Here is a 23,240-nt window from a genome sequence, read left to right as displayed (position 1 = left end):
AAGCGATTCACTCAACGCGCGACGACTTCCCGCAACGTCCAGACGTTCGCCTTGCGATCGGCGACCACGCCGAACTTCGCACTGCCCTTCGGTCCCTGCACTTCGACTTCGATGTCGGCATCGCCGAGTGCGCCATCGAGGTGCACGTTGCCGTTGACGGGTGTACCGGAGGGAATGGCCGGCGATCCGACGCGCGCGACGACGACCTCCTGCATCACCACCTGCGTCAGCAGTTCCTGCAGGTGCGTCGCGCGTTCGAAATCGGGCGTCGGCATTTCTGCGAGGCCTGCGACGTGCGCCGTCCATTGCCGCGTGACGCCGTCGATCCACTTGCGCGTCGGCGCGTCGATCGGGCGTGCGCTGCCGTTTTCTTCGTACACCTCGGTCGCGCGGCCCCGCGCGTCCAAGCTGATGCGATAGAAGCGGCGCTTGTCGACGCCGTCGGCGGAGATCTGCCGATAGTCACCGGCGCGCAGCGGGCCGTCGGTCGACGCGCGTACTTCCAGGTCGGGCATGTGCCCGCCCGCCAGGCCGAGCTGCACCGCGAGCAGCAATCCGCCGAGCGACAACGCCCCGAGCGCGACGAGCGCACCGCGCCGCGCACGCGTGGGGGGAACCGACAGCAACCGCGAAATCCTGGACATGAGCGAACCTCCGTTGGCAGCGAGCGTGGGTGAAACGACGACGCGGGGTTGCGCGGCGAGCGATGCCAGCGCTTCGGCGAGCGCGATCGGATCGCCGCCCGCCCCGACGGCGAGGTCGTCGCAGGCGTGCTCGCGTTCCTGGCGGATGCGCTTGCCGAGCCACCACACCGCGGGATGGAAGAACAGCACGGTTTCGACGACGCACTGCGCGCCGTTCCACAGCCAATCCTTGCGGGCGATGTGCGCGAGTTCGTGCGCCAGCAAGGCTTCGAGTTGATCGGCGGGTGCGCGCGCGAGCAAGCCTGCGGGAACGAACACGATCGGGCGCAGCCAACGCGCGGCACACGGCGTGACGACGGCGTCGGTGACGTGCACGGCGACCGCGCGCGTGATGCGCATCGCGCCGCGCAACGCGTCGACACGCGCCTGCCACTGCAGCGGCAATCCGGCATGTGGGGCACGTTCCATCGCGGACAATGCGCGGAATCCGACGACATGCCGCACCAGCATCACGCCGACGCCGCACAACCACGGGACCACGATCCACGGCGCGAGCGGCGAGGTCTGGCGCACGAAGGCGCCGGCATCGGCGAACGTCGGCCCATTGATCGGCGACCACGACCCGGTGTGCAGCGACGAAGGATCCTGCAACACGAGTGCGAACCGCAGCGCCGGCACGACCAGCATCGCGATCAGGAACCCCATGCCGACGAAATGCCGCGACGCCGCACTCGCACGCGCCATCGCCCGCAGCGCGAAGGCGGCGGCGACGCCGATCAGCGCCACCTGCCACACCGCATGCAGCAGCGCCCACGCGAGCGCAGGCGCGAAGCTGAATTGCAGGGAGGCGAGCGCGTCCATCAGACGTTGCGCTTCTTCTTCGCGTCGGCGATGAGCTTGGCGATGGCGTCGAGTTCTTCCGGGCTCGCCATCGCGTCGTCGAGCGCGCGTTGCACCAATGCCGTCGCCGAACCGGAAAACGCCTTGCGGACGAGGTCCTTCAACAACGAGGCCTGCACCACCGGTTCGGCGTGCACGGCCCGATAGGTGTGCGTGCGCTGCGCTTCGTCGCGGACGACCAGGCCCTTGTCGGCCATGATGGTGAGCATCTTCAGGACCGTCGTGTACGCGGTGTCCTTCTGCCGCGAGAGCACGGCATGCACCTCGCGCACGGTCATCGGCGCGGTGCCGGCCCACAGCACGTGGAGCAGCGCGAGTTCGCCTTCGGTGGGATGCGGCGTGGTGGGCATGGTGGCGTCCGGTTGGCTACGGTGCCATTAGTACTAACGTCTTCGTAGTGTGTCAAGCCCCTTGCGGCGGTGCTTTCGGGACACCCGTGCGGGAACGCTCGAACCACCACAGCGCACCACTGGCGAGCAGCCAGGCGAGCCACCAGGGCCAACGCGCGCCGGGGATGCGCGGTGGCTCGGATCCGGCCTTCGCGTTGGATCCGCCGACCGACTCGGCGACCAGTCGTTGCGTCGCCTCGCGCAGCCGATTCGCGTGCAGGCCGGGCGTTGCGTCGGCCGCGACGACGTGGAAGTACTGCACGCCGCGAGCGCGTGTCGCGGTATGCCAACCCGCCTCGCGCGGCCAATAGGCGGCGCACGCGCGATCACCCGTCGTCGGGTCGATCAGCAGCGGCGTCTTCGTGCCATGCGGCGCGGCGACGACCGCATCGCGCGACAGACCGCACAGCGCGATGCGTTCCCCCACGCGCGTTTCGCCTTCGATCGTGATCGGATCGCTTGCCTGCGCACGCGCAAGCGTCGCGATCGCGTGGCTCCACGTTTCGGCATGGAGGTCTTCGCGGCCGGCCAGCACGAGGCGATACGTGTCGGTGAGCGACCACACGGCGATGCGGCCGCGGCCTTCGGCGCGCCAGAGGGCGAGCGGCGCGTTCGCCTGGTCGTGCAGCAGGACGACGCCATCGTTGGCTGCGAGTCGCAACGTGCGTCGCGTCAGTGCGGGCGTCTCGGGCACCGGCGCGTCATGTGCTCGCGATTGATCGCGCGTGCCGGGGCCGATGCGGGCGCGCAATGCATCCTCGTCGCGGCGCGGCTCGGGAAGGTGGACCTCCGCGGCGTCGCGGCCGGCATCGATGTCGAAACCGAGGGCGCGCAGGCGGCGCTGCTCCGCGTCGGACAGTGCCGACGTAACGCGCACCAGGACGCCAAGACCCTGACGGATCGCGTCATTCAATGCGGCCCGTTGCGCGTCGCCGAGGCTCGACCACGCGCGTTCGTCGACGATCACCACGTCGAACCGCTGCAAGTTGCCCGAATTCAACGCCATCGGTGCATCGCCGAGTTGCGCGCCGCCGCCGACGGACAGCTGGACGTGCAGCGCGATGCCCGCGTCGCGCGCCCAGCGGCGCAGGTATTTCACTTCCGGGCCGGGTGCGCCGGCGAGCAGCAGCACGCGCGGCGCGGCTTGCGCCTGCACTTGCAACGGCACCGCGATGTCCTCGACGACGCGGCGCTGCGCGTCTCGCAAGCGCAGGGTGAACGTCGCGGCACCGGGGACACGCGTCGTCGCGGTGAGGTCGAAGCGACCGTCGTCGGTGAGCGGGCGTTGATCCACGCGCTGCCCGGCGGGATCGCGCAGTTCAGCCGTGCCACCGCGCAAGTCGTGCGCACGCCCGTCGATCCGGAACGCGCCGCCTGCGATCGCGCGCGAGGGCGCATCGAGTTGGATCAGGCCCCGTGGCAACGGGTTCGGCTCGAAGACGACCGATCGGCCGCGCGCCGCATCACGATCGCGCGCCTCCAGGCCCGCCCCGAGCACTCGGATGCGCTGCGTGCCGGGATGGCGTCGCAATGCGGTGGATAGATCCGGCACGCGTTCGACGCCGGCGAGCGGCGGCGATTCGGGGAGCGCGACGGTCGCGTCACCGCCCTGCCCCTTCGCCAACGCAGTCGACGGCGTGTTCGCCGTCGCGACCACGAGCGTCCCCGCCTCGCCCGGCGTGGTCGGCGGCAGCAACGCGAAATACAACAGCGCCGCACAGATCGGTTGGGCCGCGACGAGGCACGCGACTCGCCACGTCGCGGCGCGCTTCGGCTGCGCGCGAACATGACGGACGATCAGTCGCGCCGCAGACAGCGCCGCGATGACCGCGAGCGCAGCGCCGACGACGTGCGGGACGTTCATGGCGCACGCCCCTCGCGCAAGGCATCGAGATAGGCGCGCGAGGTCGCATCATCACCCGCCCGGCGTTCCGCGTTGGCCGGCGGCCGCGGCAACAACGGCCACAAGAGCGCACGCAGATCGCGGCGGCAACGGTCGCATTGCGGGTCTGCCCGCAGCGCTTCGATGGCGGCGACGAATGCCAGGGGATCGCGCAACTGCGATTGATGATCGCGCAGCCAGCGTTCGAGCGATGCGTAGTCGATGGCCGATGTACCGTCCAGTGCGCGCCACAAGTCGGACAGCACAGGGTCGGCGGCCGTCGCCGCGACCAACGCATCGCCGCGCGTGATCGCACCGCGCTCGCCGCTCATGCGGCGCGACTCGTCGATCGGCGGCAGTTCCGTACCCACCCGCGCCAGGTAGATGCGCGTGGCCTGCTGGACTTCCTTGATGAACCCGAGCGCGCGGTACGCATACGGCAACGCGTCCTGCGGCTGGCCCTGGCGCAGGTGCAACTCCGATTGCCACATCTGGTCGAGCGCCTTCTTCAACGTCGCGCGCGTGTCCGGATCGAGCAGCGTGGCGGCTTCCGGTTCGTCGTGCGTGTGGCCGAATTGTTCGACCACCGCGGTTTCCTGGCCGAACGTCGGCGCCGTCGGCACCGGCTCCGCCGCATGATCGTGTCCATCCGCGTCCGCATGCGCGTCGGCAGGATCGTTCGTCGGGGGCGGCTGCGGATCGCCTTCGGCTTCTTCGCCGAGGAACTGGCCGTACCGCAGGCGCAGGATGCGTTGGTCGACGCCGATTTCGTCGCTGCGCTTGGTGAAGCGTTCGCTCGCCAGCGCACGCCGCTGCTTCAGCAACGCCTCGGCATCGATGATGATTTGCCGCTGGCTGCGGAAGTACGCGGGCAACACTTTCTTGACCATGCCCTCGACGCCGGTCGCTTCCGCGCCGAGGTCCGGCGGCCAGCGCAGGATCACGCTCGCGCTGCGGGCGCTTTGCGGGCCGGGGACACGGTTGTCGTCGACGTGCAATTGCGCGACGAGGTCGTCGCCTTCGGTCATGCCGAGCGCGGCGAGGTCGAGGGTGCGGAGGTAGCGCTTCGACGTGGCCGCGCCCGCGCCACCGACGCCGAATTCCTGTTCGCGGAACTCGATGGACTCACCGCTGCCGTGCGCGATGGTGATGTGCAGGCGCGCACTCGGCGACACGCCGTAATCGTCGCTGCCCTCGAACGCGAGCGACCACGCGCGTTGCCCGGATTTCATCTGCGTCAGACCGCGGTCCGGGGCGACGACACGCAGCTCGGGCGGGCGGTCGGCGATGGCGTCGAGGCGGTGCAGTGTCTGCTTCTGCAGCGGCGGCGCGTCCTGCAACACGACGCGGTAGAGCGCGGAACGTGCAAGGACGTCCGTTGCGCGCCAGACATCGCCTTCTCGCGTCAGCGCGACGCGGCGGCCGTCGTGGAAGACCAGTTCCGCCCCTTCGGGTTGCGGCGCGAAGCGCAACGTCCATTGCAGGCGCGTGCCTTGCGGCGCCTTGGCGTCGAGCGTGGCGGATTCGCGCGCCGGCTGGCGGGTGTACGCGGGCGGCGCGATGGCGAGCGTTTGCGTGACGATGCGCGTGTGCGTCGGCTTCGCGGTCGACACGCCGATGTTCGCCAGTACGTTGTCGAACGTGACGGGCTGGCGTTCCGGCCACGCGAGGATCGCGGCGACGCCCACGGCCGCAACCACGAGGCCGAGTGCGATCGCGCGCGTCGACCAGCGCGGACGCAGATCCGGCACCGGGCCCGATTCCAGGCGCGATTGCAGGCGCTGGACCTGCAGGCGCTCCAGTGTCGTCAGTGATTCGGGCTGCGCGAACAACAGGTCCGTGCTGTCTTCCAGGTCGGGCCGGCGCGCGTCGAGTTCGCGCACGAGCCACGCGTCGTCGAGTCGCAGCATGCGGATGCGCGCCATGAACCACAGTGCAGCGAGCATGGGCAGCACGAACAACGCCGCGCTCCGGAGGTCAAGCAGGCGCCAAAGGAGCACCGAGATCAGCAAGACCCACGGGGACCACGCCAGCAGGAAGTCGATCGTGCGTCGCCGGCGTGCGCCATGGAGCGCGGCGCGCACGCGCGTCAACGCGTTCACGGGCTCACCCCGCTCCGGCGCGCGGTCGCCATCCAACGCTCGAGCGCGAACACCAGCACGATCAGCAACACCAGCCACTGCGCGATGTCGCGTGCCGATGGCGGGTACGCGGTGGCGCCGGTGGTCGGCGCATGGTCCGCTGCCGCCACGCGCGCGGGTGTCGTCGATGCCGGCGCGATGGCCGCGCGAAGCTGCTTCGGGAAATCCCCATCCAGCAGCGCGGGCATTTGCGCGGGAACGAGTGGCTTGGTGAATCGCAGGACGCGGCCGCGGCCGAACGCGGCACTTTCGATCAACACCGTGCCGTTCGCATCGCGCCATAGCGGCACGAGCGTCGGCATGTCGGCGATGGTGGCCTGCGAATCGAGCAGGAGCGTGCCGCCGGTGCGCGTCCATTCCAGGAGGTCGGCGGGGACCGCGCCCGTGGCCAGCCATGCAACGTTCCTCGATCTGGAGTCGAAGCGTTGCGTCGCGGGGGCGATGTCGGGTTTGGCGTTCCACGCGATCGCTGCGGCGCGCAGGTAACGAACGGCGCGCTCGTGCGTGGGGTCGAAGCGGATGGTGAGTGGCGTCGGTTGACGGGCTTTCTCAACAACCCGGTTCGCGGAGGGAGAGGGGCTTCCGACGACGCGCCAATCGACCTTGCGCGTGAGCTTCGGGATCTGCGCATCCACGCCATCGAGTTGCGTGGGGACGATAACGGTGAGCGCGACGTCGGGCGGCAGCGTCGCGTCGAGTTCCCGCAACACGCTCGTGAACGGTCCGTCCGTCTCCTTCAACCAGTGCCAGCGTGCCTCCTTCGGCACGTCGACGCGCTTCGCCGTCGCTGCATCGACACCCGGCGCGACCGCAACGTACGGCGCATGACTCGCGGCGCCGAACAACACCGGCTTGGCGAGCAACACGCCGACCAGCGCGACGAGCAGCACGCGCACCAGCAACAACGGCCATTCGTCGAACCGGATGCGATGCCGCGGCTTGGGCTTCTGCCGCAACCACTGCAATGCGGCGAACACCGTCGGACGCTGCTCGCTGCGTCGCGCAAGGTGGATCAGCAGCGGCAGCAACACCGCCGCCAGCGCCGCAAGCCCGGCGGGGAGCAGGAACGCGAGGTTCACGCGTACTCCGCGGCGTCGCGCGCGCCGAACAGGCGGCGCAGCGGAAGATCGAGCGGTTGATCGAGGTAACAATCCGCGTGGCGAATGCCGGCGGCATCCAGGCGCGCATGCACGGCGCGGCGCGCGGCGTCGAACCGCGCGAGGAAATCGGCGCGCATCGCAGGCCCGTCACCGAGCAATTCCTCCCCGGTTTCCGGGTCGCGGAAACGATGCCCGCCTTCGAACGGGAAGTCGCGCTCCTCCGCCGTCAGCACCTGGATCGCGAGCACTTCGCGCCGCGCCGCCGCCATGCGCGTGGCGACATCCACCGCGCCGTCGTCGAACAGATCGCTGAGCAACACAACGAGATCCCCCGCCGCGATGCGTTCCCACAACGGCCGCAATTGCTCGGCTTCCGGCCATCGCCCTTGCGCCGACAGCCCATGCAACTCGAGGAACAACCGATCGCGCTGCCGCGCCGACGACCCCGGCGCCACCAGGCGTACGCCATCGCCGCGCAACACCGCCATGCCGAAGCGATCGCCCTGCCGCAGCGCGAGCTCCGCCACGCACGCAGCCAGGCCTTTCGCCGCCGACAGCCGCGACCAGCCGGGGCGCGCCGCGTCTTCCTGCGCCATCGACGCGGTGGCATCGACGAGCAACCACACGGCCAGCGGACTTTCCCGTTCGGCCTCCCGCACGAAGAAGCGATCCGAACGCGCGTACAACTTCCAGTCGACCTGGCGCAGTTCATCGCCCGGTTCGTACGCACGGTACTGTGCGAACTCCAGCCCCGCCCCGCGGCTGCGGCTGTGATGCAAGCCGACGCCCTGCACGCCCACCGCGCGGCGCGAGATCAAACGCAGATCCTTCAACCGCGCGCGGACCTGCGGCGGAATCAGTTCGGCGATGGTCGAGCCTGCACGCACGTCGCGCCTGTCGTCAGGCGTTGAACGGCACGCTGCGCAACAGCGCGGCGATCACGTCGTCGGCGCTCTTCTGCTCGGCCTCGGCGGCGAAGGACAGCAACAGGCGATGCCGCATCACGGGTGCGGCCAACGCAAGCACGTCGTCGCGCGTGGCGGCCAGGCGACCGTGCAGCAACGCGCGCGCCTTTGCGGCGAGCACCAGCGATTGGCCGGCACGCGGGCCCGCACCCCACTTCACCCATTGACGAATTTCGGACGGTGCGTGGTCGCTCGGACGGCTCGCGCGCACCAGGCGCGTGATCCATGCAAGCAGGTCGGGGCCGAGGTGAACCTCGCGCACGCGCGCCTGCAGGGCGAGGACTTCCTCGCCGTGCATCACTTCGGGCACCTGCGCGATGGCGGCGCCCGTCGTCTGCGCGAGGATGTCGTATTCCTCCTGCTCGCTCGGATACGCGACGCGGATGTGCAGCAGGAAGCGATCCAGCTGCGCTTCGGGCAAGGGATACGTGCCCGCTTGCTCCAGCGGATTCTGCGTGGCGAGCACGAAGAACGGCGACGGCAGTGCATGCGTCACGCCCGCGTAGCTCACCGTGCGCTCCTGCATCGCTTCCAGCAGCGCAGCCTGCGTCTTGGGCGGCGTGCGGTTCAATTCGTCGGCGAGCAGCAGGTTGGTGAAGATCGGACCCGGCTGGAACCGGAAATGGCGATGGCCGGTGCCGTGGTCTTCTTCGAGCAGTTCCGTACCCAGGATGTCGCTCGGCATCAGGTCCGGCGTGAACTGCACACGGCGGAACTGCAATGCGAGCGCCTGCCCGAGCGAGCGCACGAGCAGCGTCTTGCCCAGCCCCGGCACGCCTTCGAGCAGGCAATGCCCGCCGGCGAGCAGGCCGATCAGCAACTGCTCGACCACTTCCTCCTGGCCGACGATCGCCTGGCCGATGGCCTCGCGCAGCGTGGTCAGGAGCGCAAGTTGCGCCTTGAGGTCGGATTCGGAAAAGGTGTCGTTCATGCGCGTGCGCCCGTCAGCTGTTCAATGCATACATCACGATGTTGACCGCGAACTTGGTGTTGTCCTCGGCCAGGAAGCGCTTGTTGCGCCAGTCGTAATCCCATTCGCAACCATAGTCCTTGTTGCTGTAGAGCACGCCCAGGCGGCCGTCGATCTCGATCCCGCGCAGGTAATCGTGCACGAGGTCGTCGCCCCACCCGTTCAACTCGAAGCCCGTGGCCGGCGGGCCCTCGGGGAACTTGAAGAAGCTGCGATACAGCGGGTGTGTGTTCGGCAGCTTCTTCAGCGCCCTGGGCCCGAAGATCGACGCCATCTGCGCTTCGAAGGATTTGGCGAACAACCCGTCGATGTCGTGGTTGCAGTCGTCGACGAACACGAACCCGCCATTGCGCACGTACCGCTCGAAATTGCGCCGCTCCTGCGGGTTGAACTCCACCAGCTTGTGGCCGGCGAGATAGCAGAACGGCGCCATCAGCATCTTCGGATCGGCCAGCGGCAGCACGTGTTCCTTCGGATCCACGCGCAGGTTGGTGTAGTCGATCAGGGACGTGACCAGGTTCGACGGCATGCGCTGGTCGACGTCCCAGTCGCCGGAGTCGTATTTCAACCGCGTCAGCCAGAAGTCGTATTCCACGCGCGCCGCACGCACCCGCGGCGGCAACACCGCCCCGGCTGCCCCGAGCAGGAGCAGCCGGAGGAACTGCGCGCGCGTCACGCCGACGCGCGCCATGTGCGCCTTGCGATCACACCGCGTCCGAGAGCGAGGTGAACGTGAAGTCGCGCAGCTTCATCGGCGGAATCATCATGATCAGCGAGGACTCGTCACCGGCCACGCGCACCGGCTTGCCGAGCTCCTCGATGTTGTTGAGCATGATCACCGGCGATTCGTTGAACCGGAAGTTCTTCACCGGGTGCTTGATCTGCCCGTTCTCGATGTAGAACGTGCCGTCGCGCGTCAGGCCCGTCAGCAACACCGTCTGCGGATCGACCAGGCGGATGTACCAGGTGCGGGTGACGAGGATGCCCTTCTGCGTGCCGGCCACCAGCTGCGCGGTGGTCTTGTCGCCGCCGGACATGATCAGGTTGCCGGGCTCCGCGTTCGCCTTCTTGCCCTGCTTCTTCGCCCAGTAGCGCGAATACTGCATGTTGGCGATCTTGCCGTTCTGCACGATCGGCAGTCGCTCGCGCGGCAGGCCTTCGCCGTCCCACGGGAACACCGGCGCATCCGGATCGGCCGGATCGGAGTGGAAGTTCACGCGCGGGTCGTAGACCTGTTCGCCGACCTTGTTGCCGCCGCCCTTCTTCGACAGGAAGCTGCGGCCTTCGTCGGCCTCGCGCGCGCCGAAGAAATTCATCATGAAGGAGATCAGGCCCGCGGCCGCGGCCGGTTCCAGGATCACCGTGTACTTGCCCGGTTCCAGCGCCTTGGCGTCGGCCGATTCGCTGGCCTTGCGCATCGCAACGCGGACGTCGTCGTCCGCCTTGAACTCGCCGGCATCCTTCACGTTGCGACCCACCCAGCCCGAACCACGCCCGTCTTCGGTGCGCACGGTGCAGGTGTAGTCGAAGCTCGTCGCGCGCTGGTAACCGAAGTTGCCCTTGCTGTTGGCGAAGGCGACGAAGCTCTGCCCGTCTTCGAGGAAGCCCGCGGCGATCAGCTTCTCGTTCTTGCACGGCGCGATCGAATCGGCCGCGACCTGCGCGCGGAATTCGGGCGTGATGGCCGCGATGGATTCGCTGAACGTCGGCGTCGCCTTGTACGTCTGCTTCTCGATCGCCGGCATGAACTCGGGGTTTTCCGGCGCCAGGCGCGCGAGGTCTTCGGCACGGCGCACGACGCGTTCGAGCGCGGCGTCGTCGAACTCGTTGATCGTCGCCACGCCCACGCGGTTGCCGAAGGCCACTTCGACCGCGAGTTCGGTGTCCTCCACGATGCCGCTGGTGGAGATGTTGTTGAGCGCGAAACGGATGTTGCCGTCGGCCGAGCCGGTCAGCTGCGCCGTGCACTGGTCGGCCTTCGACAACTTCACCACCTTGTCGAGGATCGCCTTGGCCTGTTCTTCGTTGAGGATGCTCATCTGGGTGTTCTCCGAAGGTCAGCCGAGGTTGCGGGCGGTGTTGATGACGTTGATGCCGTTGAAGCGCGCGGTGCTCGAACCATGCGAGACCGCCGACACCTGCCCCGGTTGCCCCTTGCCGTCGAAGAACGAGCCGCCGAGGCGGTAGTCGCTGTCGTCGCACACGCCCACGCACGCGTTCCAGAATTCCGGCGTGCGGATCTGGTAGGCGACGTCCTCGATCTGCTTGGTGATCTGCCCGTTCTTGATTTCGTAGAACAGCTGGCCGCCGAACTGCGCGTTGTAACGCTGCTGGTCGATGGAGAACGAGCCGTCGCCGATGATGTAGATGCCGTTCTCGACGTCCTTGATCATGTCGGCCACGCTGAGCTTGTCCTTGCCCGGCGAGAGCGAGATGTTCGCCATGCGCTGGAACTGCACGCTCGACCAGGAGTCGGCGTAGCAGCAACCGTCGGACTCGGTCTTGCCGAGGATGTGGGCCTGGTCGCGGATGGTCTGGTAATCGACCAGCGTGCCGTCCTTGATGATGTCCCAGCGCTTGGTCTTGACGCCTTCGTCGTCGTAACCGACGGCGCCCAGGCTCCCCTTCTGCACCTTGTCGGCGACGACGGTGACCTTGTCGCTGCCGTACTTGAACTTGTTGGCGCGCTTGTCGAGGGTCGCGAAGCTGGTGCCGGCGTAGTTGGCTTCGTAGCCGAGCACGCGGTCGAGTTCGGTCGGGTGGCCGATCGACTCGTGGATGGTGAGCCAGGTGTGCGAAGGATCGAGCACGAGGTCGTACTTGCCCGGCTTCACCGACGGCGCGGTGAGCTTGGCGCGCGCCTGCTTCGCCGAGGCGATGGCGTCTTCCTTCATGTCGTAGGACAGGCCGTAGTTGGTCACGCCGTTGGGCGAGACGAACTTGCCGGACTGCGCACCGTCGAGGTACTCGAAGCCCATGCCCATCGGCGAGGACAAGCCGTCGCGGGTGCGGAACTTGCCGCTGGCCTTGTCGATGGCGGTGACCGTCATCGGCGCCCAGATGCGGTGCACGTCCTGGTCGATGTAGCTGCCGTCGGTGGAGGCGAAGTACTTCTGCTCGTTGACGAGGAACAGCATCGAGTTGACGAAGTCGGCGCCCGCGTTCATCGCCGCGGCGTTCACGCCGAGCAGCAGGTCGACCTTGTCCTTGATCGGCACTTCCATCGAGTTCTTGGAGATCGGCGTCTTCCACGCCACTTCGCCCACGCCCGGCGCCTTCGCCAGCTGCACCTTCGCGGTCTGCATCTTCGAATTGGCCTTGGCGATCGCGGCGGCCTGCTGGGCAGCCTTCGCGGCGCCCTGCGTGTTCAGCGCGTTGGTCGCCGCGAAACCCCAGGCGCCGTCGACGAGCACGCGCACGCCGATGCCGGTGGATTCGGTGTTGACCACGTTCTGGACCTTGTCCTCGCGCGTGATCACGAACTGGCGCAGGTAGCGCCCGATGCGCACGTCGCAATACGAGGCGCCCGCGGAAGTGGCGGCCTGCAGCGCGGCATCGGCCAGCGCCTTCTTCTTTGCCACGTCGATCGTGCCCACCAGCGCCTCGGCGGCGATGAGGCGGCCGAAGGGCATCGCCAGCCCGGCGACGCCGAGACCGGACATCGTGAGGAACGTACGTCTATCCATCTCTGACTCCCCGAGGAAATGAGTTCCCGAAACCCCGCCGACTGTGCGCAGCCGTGAGGTGGGAGGTCAAGATGACCGATGGGCTAGACGGGGGTTCCAGGCCAGCGCAAGTCAGCGCGTGCCGCGCACCACGAGCTCGACCGTGCCCTGCGTCGTGATCTTCCGCACGCGGGGCAACCACTGCGTGCGGTCGTCACCGACCGTGTGAAGGTACTCGAGCACGAAGACCTCGCCCTTCGCCACGGCGACCGCGGTCGGCGAATACGGCGGGGTCGCGCGCAGGACCGGCGTGACGACGCCCTTCGGTGAAATCATCAGCACCGCACCGCAGCCGGCGGCCGCGACGAACACCGTGCCGTTCGGTGCGACGTCCAGCCCGCGCAGGTAGGGACCGACTTGCGGCTCCACGCCGGGAATGCGCGCGCAACCAGGCACGACCACGTCGCGCGCGATCGTCGTGACGCGGCCTTTCGCATCGATGCGATGCACCGAGCGATCGTGCGTGAAATACAACGCGCCATCGGGCGTCGCCGCCAGCCCGTTGACGTACTGGAAGTCACCATCGGAGCGCTTCATCGCGGGAAACCGCGCGTGCACGGTGAGGGTGCCGGCGGGCGCGACGCGCACGAGTTCGAATTGCGTCCCGCCCCGCAGACGCGGGTAATACAAGGCGCCATCGGCCCCCACCGCGACGGGGAAATCGCTCGACAGCACGACCGTCGGCCGCGTGCCCACCGCCGTGATTTCGGCGCCCGGAATGGCGGGCCAGCGTGTCTTCGCCAGCCCCGAGGCCTCGTCGAGTGCGAACCAGTGGAACGCCGGGCCCGGTTGCTTGACCCGCTTCCCATCGCGCCCGACGACGAAAACACCGCCGCCCGTGTCGACGAAGAACACGCGCCCATCGACAGCCACGTGGATGGAGGCGCCCGGATGGGCGAAGGCGCTGGCCGCCAGGCACAGCAGCAAGCCCGCGACGAGGGTCCTGACGAAGGTCTGCATGAGGCGCTCCCGATCGTCGATGGTGTCGCAGTTACGCACGCGCGCAGGCGTCGGATGCACGCCTTGCCGTACAGTGCCACGTTCCGCGCCGCGTACGACTTCCCCCATGACCCCCGAACCCTTCTATCCCATCGGAACGCCCGGCCAGGCCTGGGGAGAATCCGAGAAGCTGGCCTGGCTTTCGCGCCAGGTGCGCCACCGCAGTCATGCCGACGATGTCGTCGCGCGCGTCGACCGCCTCCGTTCGCGTTTCCACGTCAGCGAGTACGGGCGGCTGGTCTATGGTGAAGAATCATTCCCGCAACTGGCCGTGCGTTCGCGCGACTGGAACGAAGCGCTGCCGACGGTGCTCGTCACCGGCGGCGTGCACGGGTACGAAACCAGCGGCGTGCACGGCGCGCTGCAATTCCTCGAACAGCATGCGGCGCGTTACGCCGGACGCGTGAACCTGCTCGTGGTGCCGTGCGTCAGCCCGTGGGCGTACGAGCGCATCCATCGCTGGAACCCGAAGGCGGTCGACCCCAATCGTTCGTTCCGCGAAAACAGCCCGTCCGACGAGTCGGCGGCGTTGTTGCAGATGATCGCCCCGCTGAAGGACAAGGTGCTGGTGCACATCGACCTGCACGAGACGACGGACAGCGACGAATCCGAATTCCGCCCCGCCCTCGCCGCGCGCGACGGCAAGCCCTTCGAGGCCGAAGGCATTCCCGACGGCTTCTATCTCGTCGGCGATACCGAAGACCCGCAGCCCGCGTTCCAGCAGGCGATCATCGCGGCGGTCGAGCAAGTCACGCACATCGCGCCGCCCGATGCGAAGAACGAAATCATCGGCTCGCCGGTGGTGGCGCACGGCGTGATCAATTATCCGTTGCGCGCACTCGGGCTGTGCCCGTCGATCACGAACGCGCGCTACCGCACGACGACCGAGGTGTACCCGGACAGCCCGAAGGCCACCGCGCAGCAGTGCAACGATGCGCAGGTGGCTGCTGTCAGGGCCGCGATCGATTTCGCATTGGCCAACGCATGAAAGAAGGCCGCCTTTCGGCGGCCTTCTCATTCGACTTGCTTAGAACTTGAAGTCCAGCTTGGCGTAGTAGTACCCGCCGTTCATGCCGAAGGGCATCGTTTCCCAGCCGTAGATGAAGCCCAGCGCGGGGAATACGTTGGTCTGCGGCGACACGCCGAATTGCGGGTCGTTCGGGTTGGTGACGCCCGCATCCCACTTGTCGGGGTACACGTCGAAGACGTTGTTGGCGCCGACGGTGAGGCGCAGGTTGTCGCTGAAGTTGTAGCCGACCGCGACGTCCGTCAGCCACTTGCCGCCCCAGGTTTCCTTCAGCCCCGGCGTGAAGCCTTCGCCCGACACCGAGCCGAAGTAGTTCTCGCGGAGCGTCAACTCCCACTGGTTCTTCTTCCAGAAGCCCTGGAACACGTGCTTGGCTGCCGGCTGGCCTTCCTCCACCAGCGTGACCTGCGTGTCGTCGAACAATACCTGCGGCGCGAGCACGGTCGAGTCGGAGTGGCGCTTGTTCACCACCGTCTTGTTCCAGTGCATCAACGCGGTGAGGTCGAGCGAGCCGCCGTAGAAGTCCGTGTTGTAGTCGGCGACGATGTCGACGCCCTCGGTCTTCGTGTCGATGGCGTTGGTGAAGAACAGGACCTGGCCGACGCCGATCGGGTCGAGCACCGCGCGGATCGGGCAGCCGGCGTTCGCCGGGCCGCACGTCGCGGGGTCTTCGGGCTGGATGTTGCTCGAGAAGATGATGCGGTCGTTGATGTCGATCTGGAAGATGTCGACGGTCAGCGCGAACTTCTCGTTCGGTCGCCACGCCAGGCCCAGCGTGAAGGCGGTGGATTCCTCTTCCTTCAGCGGCTGGATGCCGAACGCGCGCGTGACGTCGCTGTCCTGCCGCGCGGTGAGCGTGTCGGTGAGCACGCCGGCGGCGTTGAGATTGGTCGAACGCTGGCCGTAGAACAACTGCTGCACGCCCGGCGCGCGGAAGCCGGTGGACACCGTGCTGCGGATCGCGAACGTCGGGCTCATGTCCAGGCGCGCGGAGAGCTTGCCGGTGACGGTGGTGCCGAAGTCCGAGTAGTCCTCGTAGCGCAACGCCGCGCCGAGCAGGAAGTCGCTCGTCAGGTTGGATTCGGCATCCACGTACACCGCCCAGTTGTGGCGGCTTTCGTCGACCGCTTCGCGCGGCGAGAAACCGGGGAAGCCCTGCATGCCGGGCTGCGCGATGTCGCCGGTCTGGCCGAGGATCGGGATGCCGCGGTTGTCGGTGCGGCCGTACATGTACGACACCGGGTCGCCGGCTTCGATGGCGTAACCGTCCTGCCGCCATTCGGCGCCGGTGGCCAGCGACAGCGGGCTGTTGCCGATGCCCCAGTCGATGTTGCCGCGGAAGTCGAGGTTGACGGTGGTCTGCGTGAATTCCAGCGTGCCGGTGTCGGCTTCCACCGGCGATTGGCCGTAGATGCCGGCGGCCGGATTGAGCGGATCGATCGGCTCGTACCACCAGCTCACGTTGACCGAGTTGCGTTCCTCGAACCCGAACTGGCTGTTGCCGTGGACCACGGAGAAATCCATGTCCCACGTCTCGTTGAGCAGCGTGCGGTAGCCCACCGCCAGCGAGTAATCCTTCACCGTGGTGATGATGTTGGGCAGGAAGCCGTTCGGATACAGCTCGGGCACGGTGCGGTTGTCGCCGCCGGTGCGGAAGAAGCCCGACGAATCGCCTTCGCGCTGCGACAGCCCGCCGAACCAGTACAGCTCGCCGCCACCCATCGGCAGTTCGCCGTTCATCCACAAATACATGTCCTTCGCGTCCGCATCGCCGAGGCGCTGCGTGACGCGCGGCGGATCCACGCGCAACAGGTCGGGCCCCGCGCGATTGGTTTCCTCGCGGTCGCGGTATTCGCCCGTGAGGTTGAAGAAACCGCCGTCGCCGAGTTTCCAACCGGTGTTGGCGCCGCCGTGCAGCACGCGACCGTCGCCTTCGTAGGTCTGCCCCACTTCGAAATTCATCAGCGTGGCGTCGGTCTGCTGGCGCAGCACGATGTTGATCACGCCGGAGATGGCATCGGAGCCGTACTGCGCGGACGCGCCGTCGCGCAGGACTTCGACGCGGTCGATGGCGGAAATCGGGATCGCGTTGATGTCGGTGCCCGCCGAACCGCGGCCGATGGTCTGCTGCACGTTCACCAGCGCCTGCTGGTGGCGGCGCTTGCCGTTGACGAGCACCAGCACCTGGTCGGGCCCGAGCGCGCGCAGCGTGGCCGGGCGCAGGATGTCGGTACCGTCGCTGACGAAGGTGCGGGAGAAGTTGAAGCTGGGTTCGAGCATCTGCAGGATCTGGCCCACTTCCTGCACGCCCGCCTGGCGCAATTGTTCGCTGGTGATCACGTCCACCGGCGCGGCGGTTTCGGCGGCCGTGCGACCGCGGGCACGGGAGCCGAGCACCTGCACGGTGTCGAGCTGCGCCGGCGTTTGCGGGGCTTCCCGCGATGCTTCCTGGTCCGCGGCAGCCGTTCCGGTCCCCGCCCCCGCATCCTGGGCCTGCGCCGTCATCGCGAGCGACAGTCCGATCGCGAGTGCCGACCACTTCAGTCCACGCTTGTCTGCTACGAACGCCATGCACGATCTCCCTTTCCTACATGTGGCGGCCGATGGCCGGCGGCGGCTCGTCCCACCGCAACCCGGTTGTAACAAAGTCTTTAACGTCGTGATAACAAAACGGGCCCGATTTGCCGACGAGTGGGCAAAGAAAGCGTTTTCTGCTGCACTGCAGGACAAAAAAAGCCGCCTCGAGGGCGGCTTTCTTGTGCAGGGCAGCGCAACTTCCTACGTCAGTTCGTCACCGGCGGCAGGTCGGGGATGACCGGGATCGAACGCTCGATCACTGGAGTTTCGTAGCGGTCGCCACCCTTCTTCGCCCGACGTTCCTTCTCGGCCTGGCGCAGCGCGAAGGGCGTGGCCCTGAAGCGCTTGATGTTGAACGACTCGACCGTGTTGTCGGACCAGCGGACGTGCACCGTCGTGGGGTCGAGCGTGTAGCAACCTGCGCGGCGCTCCAACCCGTCGGCGGACTGCCGGATGGCGTTCTCGCCCTCGGCGCAGAAGCTGCGTTCGTCGGTCAGCGCGTACTGGATGCCGTCCTCTTTCATGACGGCCAGGTCGTTGGCGTGGGCGGCCGGGGCGGTGAGAAGCGCCGCGAGCAGGAGCGTTCCGAAGATCCGTTGCATGCCGGGTTCCATTGTCCGAGGCCGCGACGATAGCGCACGATGCGCGCGATGTCCGAGTTCGACACCCGCCTGCTGTTGCAGACCCCGACCCTCGCGGTGCGCGAGGTCGCATGCGCCGGCACGCATCGGCATCTGAGCGAGGCCGAGCGTTCGGCCGTGACCGAGCTCGTGTTCCCGTATCGCGGGACCTACGTCGTGCATGTCGGCGACGAAGAAGCGGTGGCCGACGCGAGCCAGGTGTTGTTCTTCAATCGCGGCGAAAGCTACCGCGTGAGCCACCCGAACCCCGGCGGCGACGCAAGCCTCGTGGTCTCGGTCGACGAAGCGCTGCTGCGCGAGATCGCGCCGGCGCACCTGCTGCGCGAAGGCGATGCGCTCGCCTTCCGACTGCATCGCCTGCGCATCGACGCACGCGCGCAGGTGCTCGTCGCCCTGCTCCGCCACAGCCTGCGCGAAGGCATCGCCGAACCGCTCGAAGGCGAGAGCCTCGCGCTGACGCTGGTGCAGCGGGCGATCGGACCGCGAACGACGCATGCGGCGGCATCCAGCGTCGGGCGGCAACGCTTGGTGGATCGCGCGAAGCTCGTGCTGATGCGCGACCTCGCGCGGCGTTGGACGCTGGCGGGCGTGGCGTCGGAAGTCGGCGTGTCGCCGGTGTATCTCACGCAGAGTTTCCAGATGGTCGAAGGCATGCCGCTGTATCGCTATCAACTGCGTCTGCGGTTGGCGCGCGCGCTCGACCTGCTGAGCGAAGTCGATGACCTGACGACGCTGGGCCTGTCGCTCGGATTCTCCAGCCACAGTCACTTCAGCGCGGCCTTCCAGCAGGTGTACGGCCGCTCGCCTTCGGAATTCCGGCAAAGCGCGCTGCGTCGCTAAAGATTCCGAAAGCGCGGCAAGACCCCTGCGCGGTGCAATACGCCTACCCGCTACGGGTATGCCCACCGGAGATCACGATGTCCCCGCAAAAGACTTGCGCCGCCTGCGATTACCCCCTGGACGAAAACGCCATCCAGGTGAAGATCGGCGGCCAGACCGTCGAAGTGTGTTGCGAAGAATGCGCGACCAAGTTGAAGGAAGCGCACGTGTCGGCGAAGCAGGAAGGCTGACGTTCCGTTCGAGCCCCTCTCCTCCGGGAGAGGGGTCGGGAGCGGCCCACCTCACTCGGTGCGCTGTGCGTCCTTGTAGGCCTGCATGTCGCCTTCGAGGCGGCCGAGCACGGTGCCGAATTCTTCGCTGCGGTTGATGTCGCGCGTGCCGGCGAAATACTCGTCGACGACCTTGTCGCAGGTGGCGCCGTCCTGCTCGCCTTCCGGAAACCAGGATTCCATCGTCGCGATCGCGTCGGCCTTGGCCTGGGCCATGACGCCGTCGCGGTATTGCGTGCCGGCCGCTTCGCCCTGTTTCACCTGGACGATGGCGCGCTGCAATTGCACGTACGCCTTGGCCGCGCCCACCGTGTCCGAGTTGTGCTGCCACCAGCGGTTGCGGGCTTCGTCCGCGCGAAGGGCGTGGGCGATGTCCACGCCGCTGCAATGCTTGGCGAGCACGTTGGTCAGCATGGCGCGCGAGAGCGCGTAGCCGGCCGCGGCGTCGCGCGCGGCGTTGACGGCGGGCAGGAAGCCGCCGTCGCTGGAGTAACGGCTGTCCATCACCACTTCGGTGGTGTCGGCGGCAAAAGCCGTGCCGCCCGTGCAGAGCAGCGCCATCGCAAGAACCAATCCCCGTTGCATCGTACTTCCCCGGTGGCTTCCCCAAGCCGTTGACCGACGTTATCGCGCGAAGTTCACGCGCACAACACGCTTTTGATGCGTTGTGCGTATTCAGTGTGCAAGCGGCCGCAGTTATCCTTCCTGATACTGGAATCCGGAGGCATGCATGGACACCTACTTCCACAATCCGCGTTGCACGAAGTCCCGTGGCGCGCTCGCCCTGCTCGCCGAACACGGCGTGCAACCCGACGTCGTCGCTTACCTCGACACACCGCCGAGCGTGGACGAACTGCGCGAGATCGTCCGCAAGCTCGGCCAACCCGCCCGCGCCCTCGTGCGCACCGGCGAGGAGGCCTACAAGGAACTCGGGCTGGCCGATCCGTCCGTCACGGACGAGCAACTCATCGCCGCGATGCACGCACATCCGATCCTCATCGAGCGCCCGATCTTCGTCCGCGGCGACCGCGCGGTCATCGGACGCCCCATCGAGAACGTCCTGCAGCTCCTCTGAGCGGGTGTAACCTTCCGAGCATGTGGGTCAGCCTCCTAATCGCCGCGGGGTTCGTGCTGGTCGCCTTCCTGGTCGCCGCCCTGCCCGCCGCGTGGATGCGCCGGCGCCACGGCGCGGAGCACGTCGGGGAAACGCGGGATCTCGCGCGCGACATCGCCAATCGGCTGGGCGTGTTGCACGGGTTGATCCTCGGCCTGGTCTTCGGGCACGTGGTGGCGCAGGCGAGCGACCTGCGCGCGGTGCTGCGCACCGAGGCAGCCGCCGTCGAACACGTGTACTACCTCGCCCGCGATTACCGCGCGCCCGCGGTGGAAACGGCGGCCGCGCGTTACATCGACGCGGTGGTCGACCAGGACTGGCCCGCGCAGGAGGCCACGGGCGAAGTGAGCGGCGCCGGCTGGGTCGCGGCGCGCGCCTTGCAGGCGGCCGTGCTGTCGCTCTCGCCCGGCACGGGCCGCGAATCCGCGCTCGTCGAGGCGATGCAATCGGATCTGTGGACCATCGAGCGGCAACGCCAGGTGCGCGGTTACCAGTCGGCCTCGCGCGTGCCCTTCGAATTCTGGTTCGCGGCCATTTCCGGTCTCGCGCTGATCGGCGGCCTGACATTCATCTACTCGACGTCGCGCACGCACCTGGCGATCGTCGGCGCGTACGCGATCTACTCGGGGCTGGTGCTGTACATGATCTTCGACCTCTCGCGTCCGTTCGCGGGGCTGTTGACGGTCGGGCCCGAGGCCTTCGAACAGGCCCGCGGCGCCATCCGTTCCGGACTCTGATGGCCATGGACGACCTCGACAATCCCATCCACGCCGCATTGCGCACCTTGCACCACGGCATCGCGGTGCAATCGGGCGTGGCGTTGCGTTACCCGTCGGCGTACGCGCCTTTCCTCGCCGTGCCCGACGAAACCAGCGACATCGACGATGCGTTCGACGCCCTCATCGCACCGGTCGAAACCGTCTACCTGCTCGGCAAGGCGCCCAGGCACGTGCGCGGGACCAAACTGCACGAGTACCCGCCGCTCGCGCAGATGGTGTGCGACGCGCCGCTGCCCGCCGTCGACGGCCCGCCGATCATGCCGCTCGGCATCGAGCACCGCGACGACGTGCTCGCGCTCACCGCGATCGTCTACCCGCACTACTTCCGCCCGCGCACGATGGAGATGGGCCGCTACTACGGCATCTACGAAGGCGGCCAGCTCGCGGCGATGATCGGCGAACGCCTGGGTTCCACCACCACGCGCGAGATCAGCGCGGTGTGCACGCACCCCGACTGCAACGGCCGCGGCTACGCGCGCCGGCTGATGGCGTTCCTGACGAATGATCTCATCGCCTCGAACATCCAGCCCTTCCTGCATGTCAGCCACGAGAACGAGCGCGCGAAGGAAATGTACGAGCGGGTCGGGTTCCGCCTGCGGCGCGACATCGGGTTCTGGTCCATCCGGCACGACAGCTAGATCGATTTGCCGATCCGCATCGCGCTGACCTTCGCCGGCGCATCGAACGTATCGCTACGCGCGTCGTGCCAGAATTGCTTGAACACCGCGTGTTCGGGCACCTTGCTGAGCAACTCGCCGGGCGTGAGGAAGCGGTAGATCGCCGCGAGCGAACGCACTTCGATCGGCGAGACACGGCGCAGGATGTGTTCGGGCCCGAGCTGGCTCGGATGTTCGAGGCCCGCGGCGCACAGCAGGTCGCGCAACGCGTGCATCGTGTTCTGGTGGAAGTTGTGGACGCGCGTGGCCTTGTCGGCGAGATCCAGCGTCTTGAAGCGGCGCGAGTCCTGCGTCGCCACGCCCGTCGGGCATTTGTCCGTGTGGCACGACAGCGACTGGATGCACCCCAGCGCGAACATGAAACCGCGCCCGGCGTTGCACCAGTCGGCACCCATCGCCATGGTCTTGGCCATGTCGAAGGCGCTGACGATGCGGCCCGCGGCGCCGATGCGGATCTTGTCGCGCAAGTCCAGGCCAACGAGCGTGTTGTGCACCAGCATCAACGCTTCGTGCATCGGCACGCCCACGTGGTCGATGAACTCCGAGGGCGCCGCGCCCGTGCCGCCTTCGGCGCCATCCACGACGATGAAATCCGGTAGCAACCCGGTTTCCTGCATCGCCTTGGCGATGCCGAACCATTCCCACGGGTGCCCGATCGCGAGCTTGAAGCCGGTGGGCTTGCCGCCGGAGAGCTCGCGGAGCTTCGCGACGTATTCCAGCAAGCCGATCGGCGTGGAAAACGCCGAGTGCTTCGCCGGCGAAACGCAATCCACGCCCGGCGCGACGCCGCGCGTGTCCGCCACTTCCTGCGTCACCTTCGCGCCCGGTAGCACGCCGCCGTGGCCGGGCTTGGCGCCCTGCGAGAGTTTCACTTCGATCATGCGCACCTGCTCGCGCTGCGCGTTGACCGCGAACTTGTCGGGGTCGAAACCGCCTTCGGCGTTACGGCAACCGAAGTAACCCGAGCCGATCTCCCACACCAGGTCGCCGCCATTCTCCAGGTGATACGGCGAAATCGAGCCTTCCCCGGTGTCGTGGTAGAACTTGCCGCGCCGCGCGCCTTCGTTCAATGCCCGGATCGCCGCGGCGGACAGCGCGCCCCAGCTCATCGCGGAAATGTTGAAGACGCTGGCCGAATAGGGCTTCGCGCAATCGGGACCGATGTCGATGCGGAAGTCGTCGGACGCGATCGACGCCGGCGACAGCGAATGGTTGATCCATTCGTAATCGACGTCGTAGACGTTATGCAGCGTGCCGAAGGGACGCGTGTCGCGCACGTTCTTCGAGCGCTGGTAGACCAGTGCGCGCTGCTGGCGCGAGAACGGGGTTTCGGCGATGTCCGATTCGATGAAGTACTGGCGCATCTCCGGGCCGATGGATTCCAGGCCGAAACGGAAATGCGCGAGCACCGGGTAGTTGCGGCGCAGGGTGCTCTTCTTCTGCAGCAGGTCGGTCGTGCCGATGGCGGCCACGCCGGCGGCGATGATCAGCGCCCAGGCCCAGGTGGGGTCGCGCAGGGTGGCGACACCGAAGATCACGGTGAGGATGAGGCTGGCGATGTAGAGGAAGTAGCGACTCATGCAGCGGTTCGTCCTCCGGTA

At 67.6% G+C, this 23,240-nt stretch carries 21 protein-coding genes; 6 read left to right on the top strand and 15 right to left on the bottom strand.

Features of this window, described 5'->3' with window-relative positions:
- Positions 1 to 11: 11 nt before the first annotated feature.
- The 11 genes from LF41_RS08060 to LF41_RS08010 all read right to left on the bottom strand — a co-directional run bounded on the left by LF41_RS08060 (position 12) and on the right by LF41_RS08010 (position 13,676).
- Positions 12 to 1,505, bottom strand: a complete 1,494-nt coding sequence (locus tag LF41_RS08060; protein ID WP_036168333.1) for a M56 family metallopeptidase — start codon at positions 1,503 to 1,505, stop codon at positions 12 to 14.
- The gene (locus LF41_RS08055; protein WP_036168330.1) at positions 1,505 to 1,894 is read right to left on the bottom strand and encodes a BlaI/MecI/CopY family transcriptional regulator; all 390 of its coding nucleotides are present in this window, start codon (positions 1,892 to 1,894) and stop codon (positions 1,505 to 1,507) included. The genes LF41_RS08060 and LF41_RS08055 overlap by 1 nt, the downstream gene beginning before the upstream one ends.
- A gap of 52 nt (positions 1,895 to 1,946) precedes the next feature.
- Positions 1,947 to 3,797: a hypothetical protein gene (locus LF41_RS08050; protein ID WP_036168327.1), complete on the bottom strand. Its 1,851-nt coding sequence runs from the start codon at positions 3,795 to 3,797 to the stop codon at positions 1,947 to 1,949.
- Positions 3,794 to 5,917: a hypothetical protein gene (locus tag LF41_RS08045; protein ID WP_052116253.1), complete on the bottom strand. Its 2,124-nt coding sequence runs from the start codon at positions 5,915 to 5,917 to the stop codon at positions 3,794 to 3,796. Before LF41_RS08045 ends, LF41_RS08050 begins: the two co-directional genes overlap by 4 nt.
- Positions 5,914 to 7,035: a BatA domain-containing protein gene (locus tag LF41_RS08040; RefSeq protein WP_036168324.1), complete on the bottom strand. Its 1,122-nt coding sequence runs from the start codon at positions 7,033 to 7,035 to the stop codon at positions 5,914 to 5,916. Before LF41_RS08040 ends, LF41_RS08045 begins: the two co-directional genes overlap by 4 nt.
- Positions 7,032 to 7,943, bottom strand: coding sequence for a DUF58 domain-containing protein (locus tag LF41_RS08035; protein WP_202594029.1), 912 nt, complete (start codon positions 7,941 to 7,943; stop codon positions 7,032 to 7,034). The genes LF41_RS08040 and LF41_RS08035 overlap by 4 nt, the downstream gene beginning before the upstream one ends.
- Before the next feature lie 13 nt (positions 7,944 to 7,956).
- On the bottom strand, positions 7,957 to 8,952 hold the full coding sequence (locus LF41_RS08030) for an AAA family ATPase (RefSeq protein WP_036168321.1): 996 nt from the start codon (positions 8,950 to 8,952) through the stop codon (positions 7,957 to 7,959).
- 13 nt (positions 8,953 to 8,965) lie between these two features.
- Positions 8,966 to 9,682: a DUF4159 domain-containing protein gene (locus tag LF41_RS08025; protein WP_202594028.1), complete on the bottom strand. Its 717-nt coding sequence runs from the start codon at positions 9,680 to 9,682 to the stop codon at positions 8,966 to 8,968.
- A gap of 13 nt (positions 9,683 to 9,695) precedes the next feature.
- Complete coding sequence (locus LF41_RS08020) at positions 9,696 to 11,030, bottom strand: TldD/PmbA family protein (protein WP_036168318.1); 1,335 nt, start codon at positions 11,028 to 11,030, stop codon at positions 9,696 to 9,698.
- Between the two features lie 18 nt (positions 11,031 to 11,048).
- Positions 11,049 to 12,677 carry a TldD/PmbA family protein gene (locus tag LF41_RS08015; protein WP_036168315.1) on the bottom strand — a complete coding sequence of 543 codons (1,629 nt, stop codon included), beginning with the start codon at positions 12,675 to 12,677 and terminating at the stop codon, positions 11,049 to 11,051.
- 111 nt (positions 12,678 to 12,788) lie between these two features.
- Positions 12,789 to 13,676, bottom strand: coding sequence for an NHL repeat-containing protein (locus tag LF41_RS08010; protein ID WP_161786939.1), 888 nt, complete (start codon positions 13,674 to 13,676; stop codon positions 12,789 to 12,791).
- A 106-nt stretch (positions 13,677 to 13,782) separates the two neighbouring features.
- Here LF41_RS08010 and LF41_RS08005 point away from each other — a divergent pair, with 106 nt between their 5' ends.
- Positions 13,783 to 14,703, top strand: coding sequence for a M14 family metallopeptidase (locus LF41_RS08005; protein WP_036168309.1), 921 nt, complete (start codon positions 13,783 to 13,785; stop codon positions 14,701 to 14,703).
- Positions 14,704 to 14,742: 39 nt separating this feature from the next.
- Here the strand turns inward: LF41_RS08005 and LF41_RS08000 are convergent, their stop codons facing one another.
- Together LF41_RS08000 and LF41_RS07995 are read right to left on the bottom strand one after the other, a co-directional pair.
- On the bottom strand, positions 14,743 to 17,313 hold the full coding sequence (locus LF41_RS08000; protein ID WP_036168306.1) for a TonB-dependent receptor plug domain-containing protein: 2,571 nt from the start codon (positions 17,311 to 17,313) through the stop codon (positions 14,743 to 14,745).
- A 212-nt stretch (positions 17,314 to 17,525) separates the two neighbouring features.
- Positions 17,526 to 17,921, bottom strand: coding sequence for a hypothetical protein (locus LF41_RS07995; RefSeq protein WP_152599942.1), 396 nt, complete (start codon positions 17,919 to 17,921; stop codon positions 17,526 to 17,528).
- A gap of 48 nt (positions 17,922 to 17,969) precedes the next feature.
- On the opposite strand from LF41_RS07995, the gene LF41_RS07990 reads away from it, so the two are divergent.
- A complete protein-coding gene (locus LF41_RS07990; RefSeq protein WP_036168550.1) occupies positions 17,970 to 18,800 on the top strand; it encodes a helix-turn-helix transcriptional regulator in 831 nt (276 codons plus the stop codon).
- Between the two features lie 77 nt (positions 18,801 to 18,877).
- Positions 18,878 to 19,030 (top strand): hypothetical protein, encoded by a 153-nt coding sequence (locus LF41_RS17115; RefSeq protein ID WP_202594027.1) that lies wholly within the window; start codon positions 18,878 to 18,880, stop codon positions 19,028 to 19,030.
- Positions 19,031 to 19,081: 51 nt separating this feature from the next.
- Here the strand turns inward: LF41_RS17115 and LF41_RS07985 are convergent, their stop codons facing one another.
- Positions 19,082 to 19,630 (bottom strand): hypothetical protein, encoded by a 549-nt coding sequence (locus LF41_RS07985; RefSeq protein WP_036168303.1) that lies wholly within the window; start codon positions 19,628 to 19,630, stop codon positions 19,082 to 19,084.
- A gap of 169 nt (positions 19,631 to 19,799) precedes the next feature.
- Between LF41_RS07985 and arsC the strand changes: the two genes are divergently transcribed.
- From arsC to LF41_RS07970, 3 genes are read left to right on the top strand one after another with little or no spacing between them, the layout of a single operon-like run.
- The gene (gene arsC, locus LF41_RS07980; RefSeq protein WP_036168301.1) at positions 19,800 to 20,144 is read left to right on the top strand and encodes an arsenate reductase (glutaredoxin); all 345 of its coding nucleotides are present in this window, start codon (positions 19,800 to 19,802) and stop codon (positions 20,142 to 20,144) included.
- A 20-nt stretch (positions 20,145 to 20,164) separates the two neighbouring features.
- Positions 20,165 to 20,920, top strand: a complete 756-nt coding sequence (locus LF41_RS07975) for a bestrophin-like domain (protein ID WP_036168298.1) — start codon at positions 20,165 to 20,167, stop codon at positions 20,918 to 20,920.
- On the top strand, positions 20,920 to 21,600 hold the full coding sequence (locus LF41_RS07970; protein ID WP_036168548.1) for a GNAT family N-acetyltransferase: 681 nt from the start codon (positions 20,920 to 20,922) through the stop codon (positions 21,598 to 21,600). Before LF41_RS07975 ends, LF41_RS07970 begins: the two co-directional genes overlap by 1 nt.
- Here LF41_RS07970 and LF41_RS07965 read toward each other — a convergent pair.
- A complete protein-coding gene (locus LF41_RS07965) occupies positions 21,597 to 23,219 on the bottom strand; it encodes an FMN-binding glutamate synthase family protein (RefSeq protein ID WP_036168295.1) in 1,623 nt (540 codons plus the stop codon). The two genes, LF41_RS07970 and LF41_RS07965, sit on opposite strands and share 4 nt — an antisense overlap.
- Positions 23,220 to 23,240 lie beyond the last annotated feature (21 nt).

The sequence above is a fragment of the Lysobacter dokdonensis DS-58 genome (assembly GCF_000770795.1).
Taxonomy (GTDB): Bacteria; Pseudomonadota; Gammaproteobacteria; order Xanthomonadales; family Xanthomonadaceae; genus Noviluteimonas; species Noviluteimonas dokdonensis.
Note: the sequence above shows the minus strand (reverse complement) of the source record. Positions and strands in the feature narration are given on the sequence as shown.

Bases quoted from the DNA above. Each gene is read 5' to 3' on its own strand.
- LF41_RS07965 (WP_036168295.1), bottom strand. From the start codon at position 23,219: ATGAGTCGCTACTTCCTCTACATCGCCAGCCTCATCCTCACCGTGATC.
- LF41_RS07985 (WP_036168303.1), bottom strand. From the start codon at position 19,630: ATGGCGCTGCTCTGCACGGGCGGCACGGCTTTTGCCGCCGACACCACC.
- LF41_RS08055 (WP_036168330.1), bottom strand. From the start codon at position 1,894: ATGCCCACCACGCCGCATCCCACCGAAGGCGAACTCGCGCTGCTCCAC.
- LF41_RS17115 (WP_202594027.1), top strand. From the start codon at position 18,878: ATGTCCCCGCAAAAGACTTGCGCCGCCTGCGATTACCCCCTGGACGAA.
- arsC (WP_036168301.1), top strand. From the start codon at position 19,800: ATGGACACCTACTTCCACAATCCGCGTTGCACGAAGTCCCGTGGCGCG.
- LF41_RS08020 (WP_036168318.1), bottom strand. From the start codon at position 11,030: ATGAGCATCCTCAACGAAGAACAGGCCAAGGCGATCCTCGACAAGGTG.
- LF41_RS08050 (WP_036168327.1), bottom strand. From the start codon at position 3,797: ATGAACGTCCCGCACGTCGTCGGCGCTGCGCTCGCGGTCATCGCGGCG.
- LF41_RS08005 (WP_036168309.1), top strand. From the start codon at position 13,783: ATGACCCCCGAACCCTTCTATCCCATCGGAACGCCCGGCCAGGCCTGG.
- LF41_RS07975 (WP_036168298.1), top strand. From the start codon at position 20,165: ATGTGGGTCAGCCTCCTAATCGCCGCGGGGTTCGTGCTGGTCGCCTTC.
- LF41_RS07970 (WP_036168548.1), top strand. From the start codon at position 20,920: ATGGCCATGGACGACCTCGACAATCCCATCCACGCCGCATTGCGCACC.
- LF41_RS08015 (WP_036168315.1), bottom strand. From the start codon at position 12,677: ATGGATAGACGTACGTTCCTCACGATGTCCGGTCTCGGCGTCGCCGGG.
- LF41_RS07995 (WP_152599942.1), bottom strand. From the start codon at position 17,921: ATGCAACGGATCTTCGGAACGCTCCTGCTCGCGGCGCTTCTCACCGCC.
- LF41_RS07990 (WP_036168550.1), top strand. From the start codon at position 17,970: ATGTCCGAGTTCGACACCCGCCTGCTGTTGCAGACCCCGACCCTCGCG.
- LF41_RS08030 (WP_036168321.1), bottom strand. From the start codon at position 8,952: ATGAACGACACCTTTTCCGAATCCGACCTCAAGGCGCAACTTGCGCTC.
- LF41_RS08025 (WP_202594028.1), bottom strand. From the start codon at position 9,682: ATGGCGCGCGTCGGCGTGACGCGCGCGCAGTTCCTCCGGCTGCTCCTG.
- LF41_RS08010 (WP_161786939.1), bottom strand. From the start codon at position 13,676: ATGCAGACCTTCGTCAGGACCCTCGTCGCGGGCTTGCTGCTGTGCCTG.
- LF41_RS08060 (WP_036168333.1), bottom strand. From the start codon at position 1,505: ATGGACGCGCTCGCCTCCCTGCAATTCAGCTTCGCGCCTGCGCTCGCG.
- LF41_RS08000 (WP_036168306.1), bottom strand. From the start codon at position 17,313: ATGGCGTTCGTAGCAGACAAGCGTGGACTGAAGTGGTCGGCACTCGCG.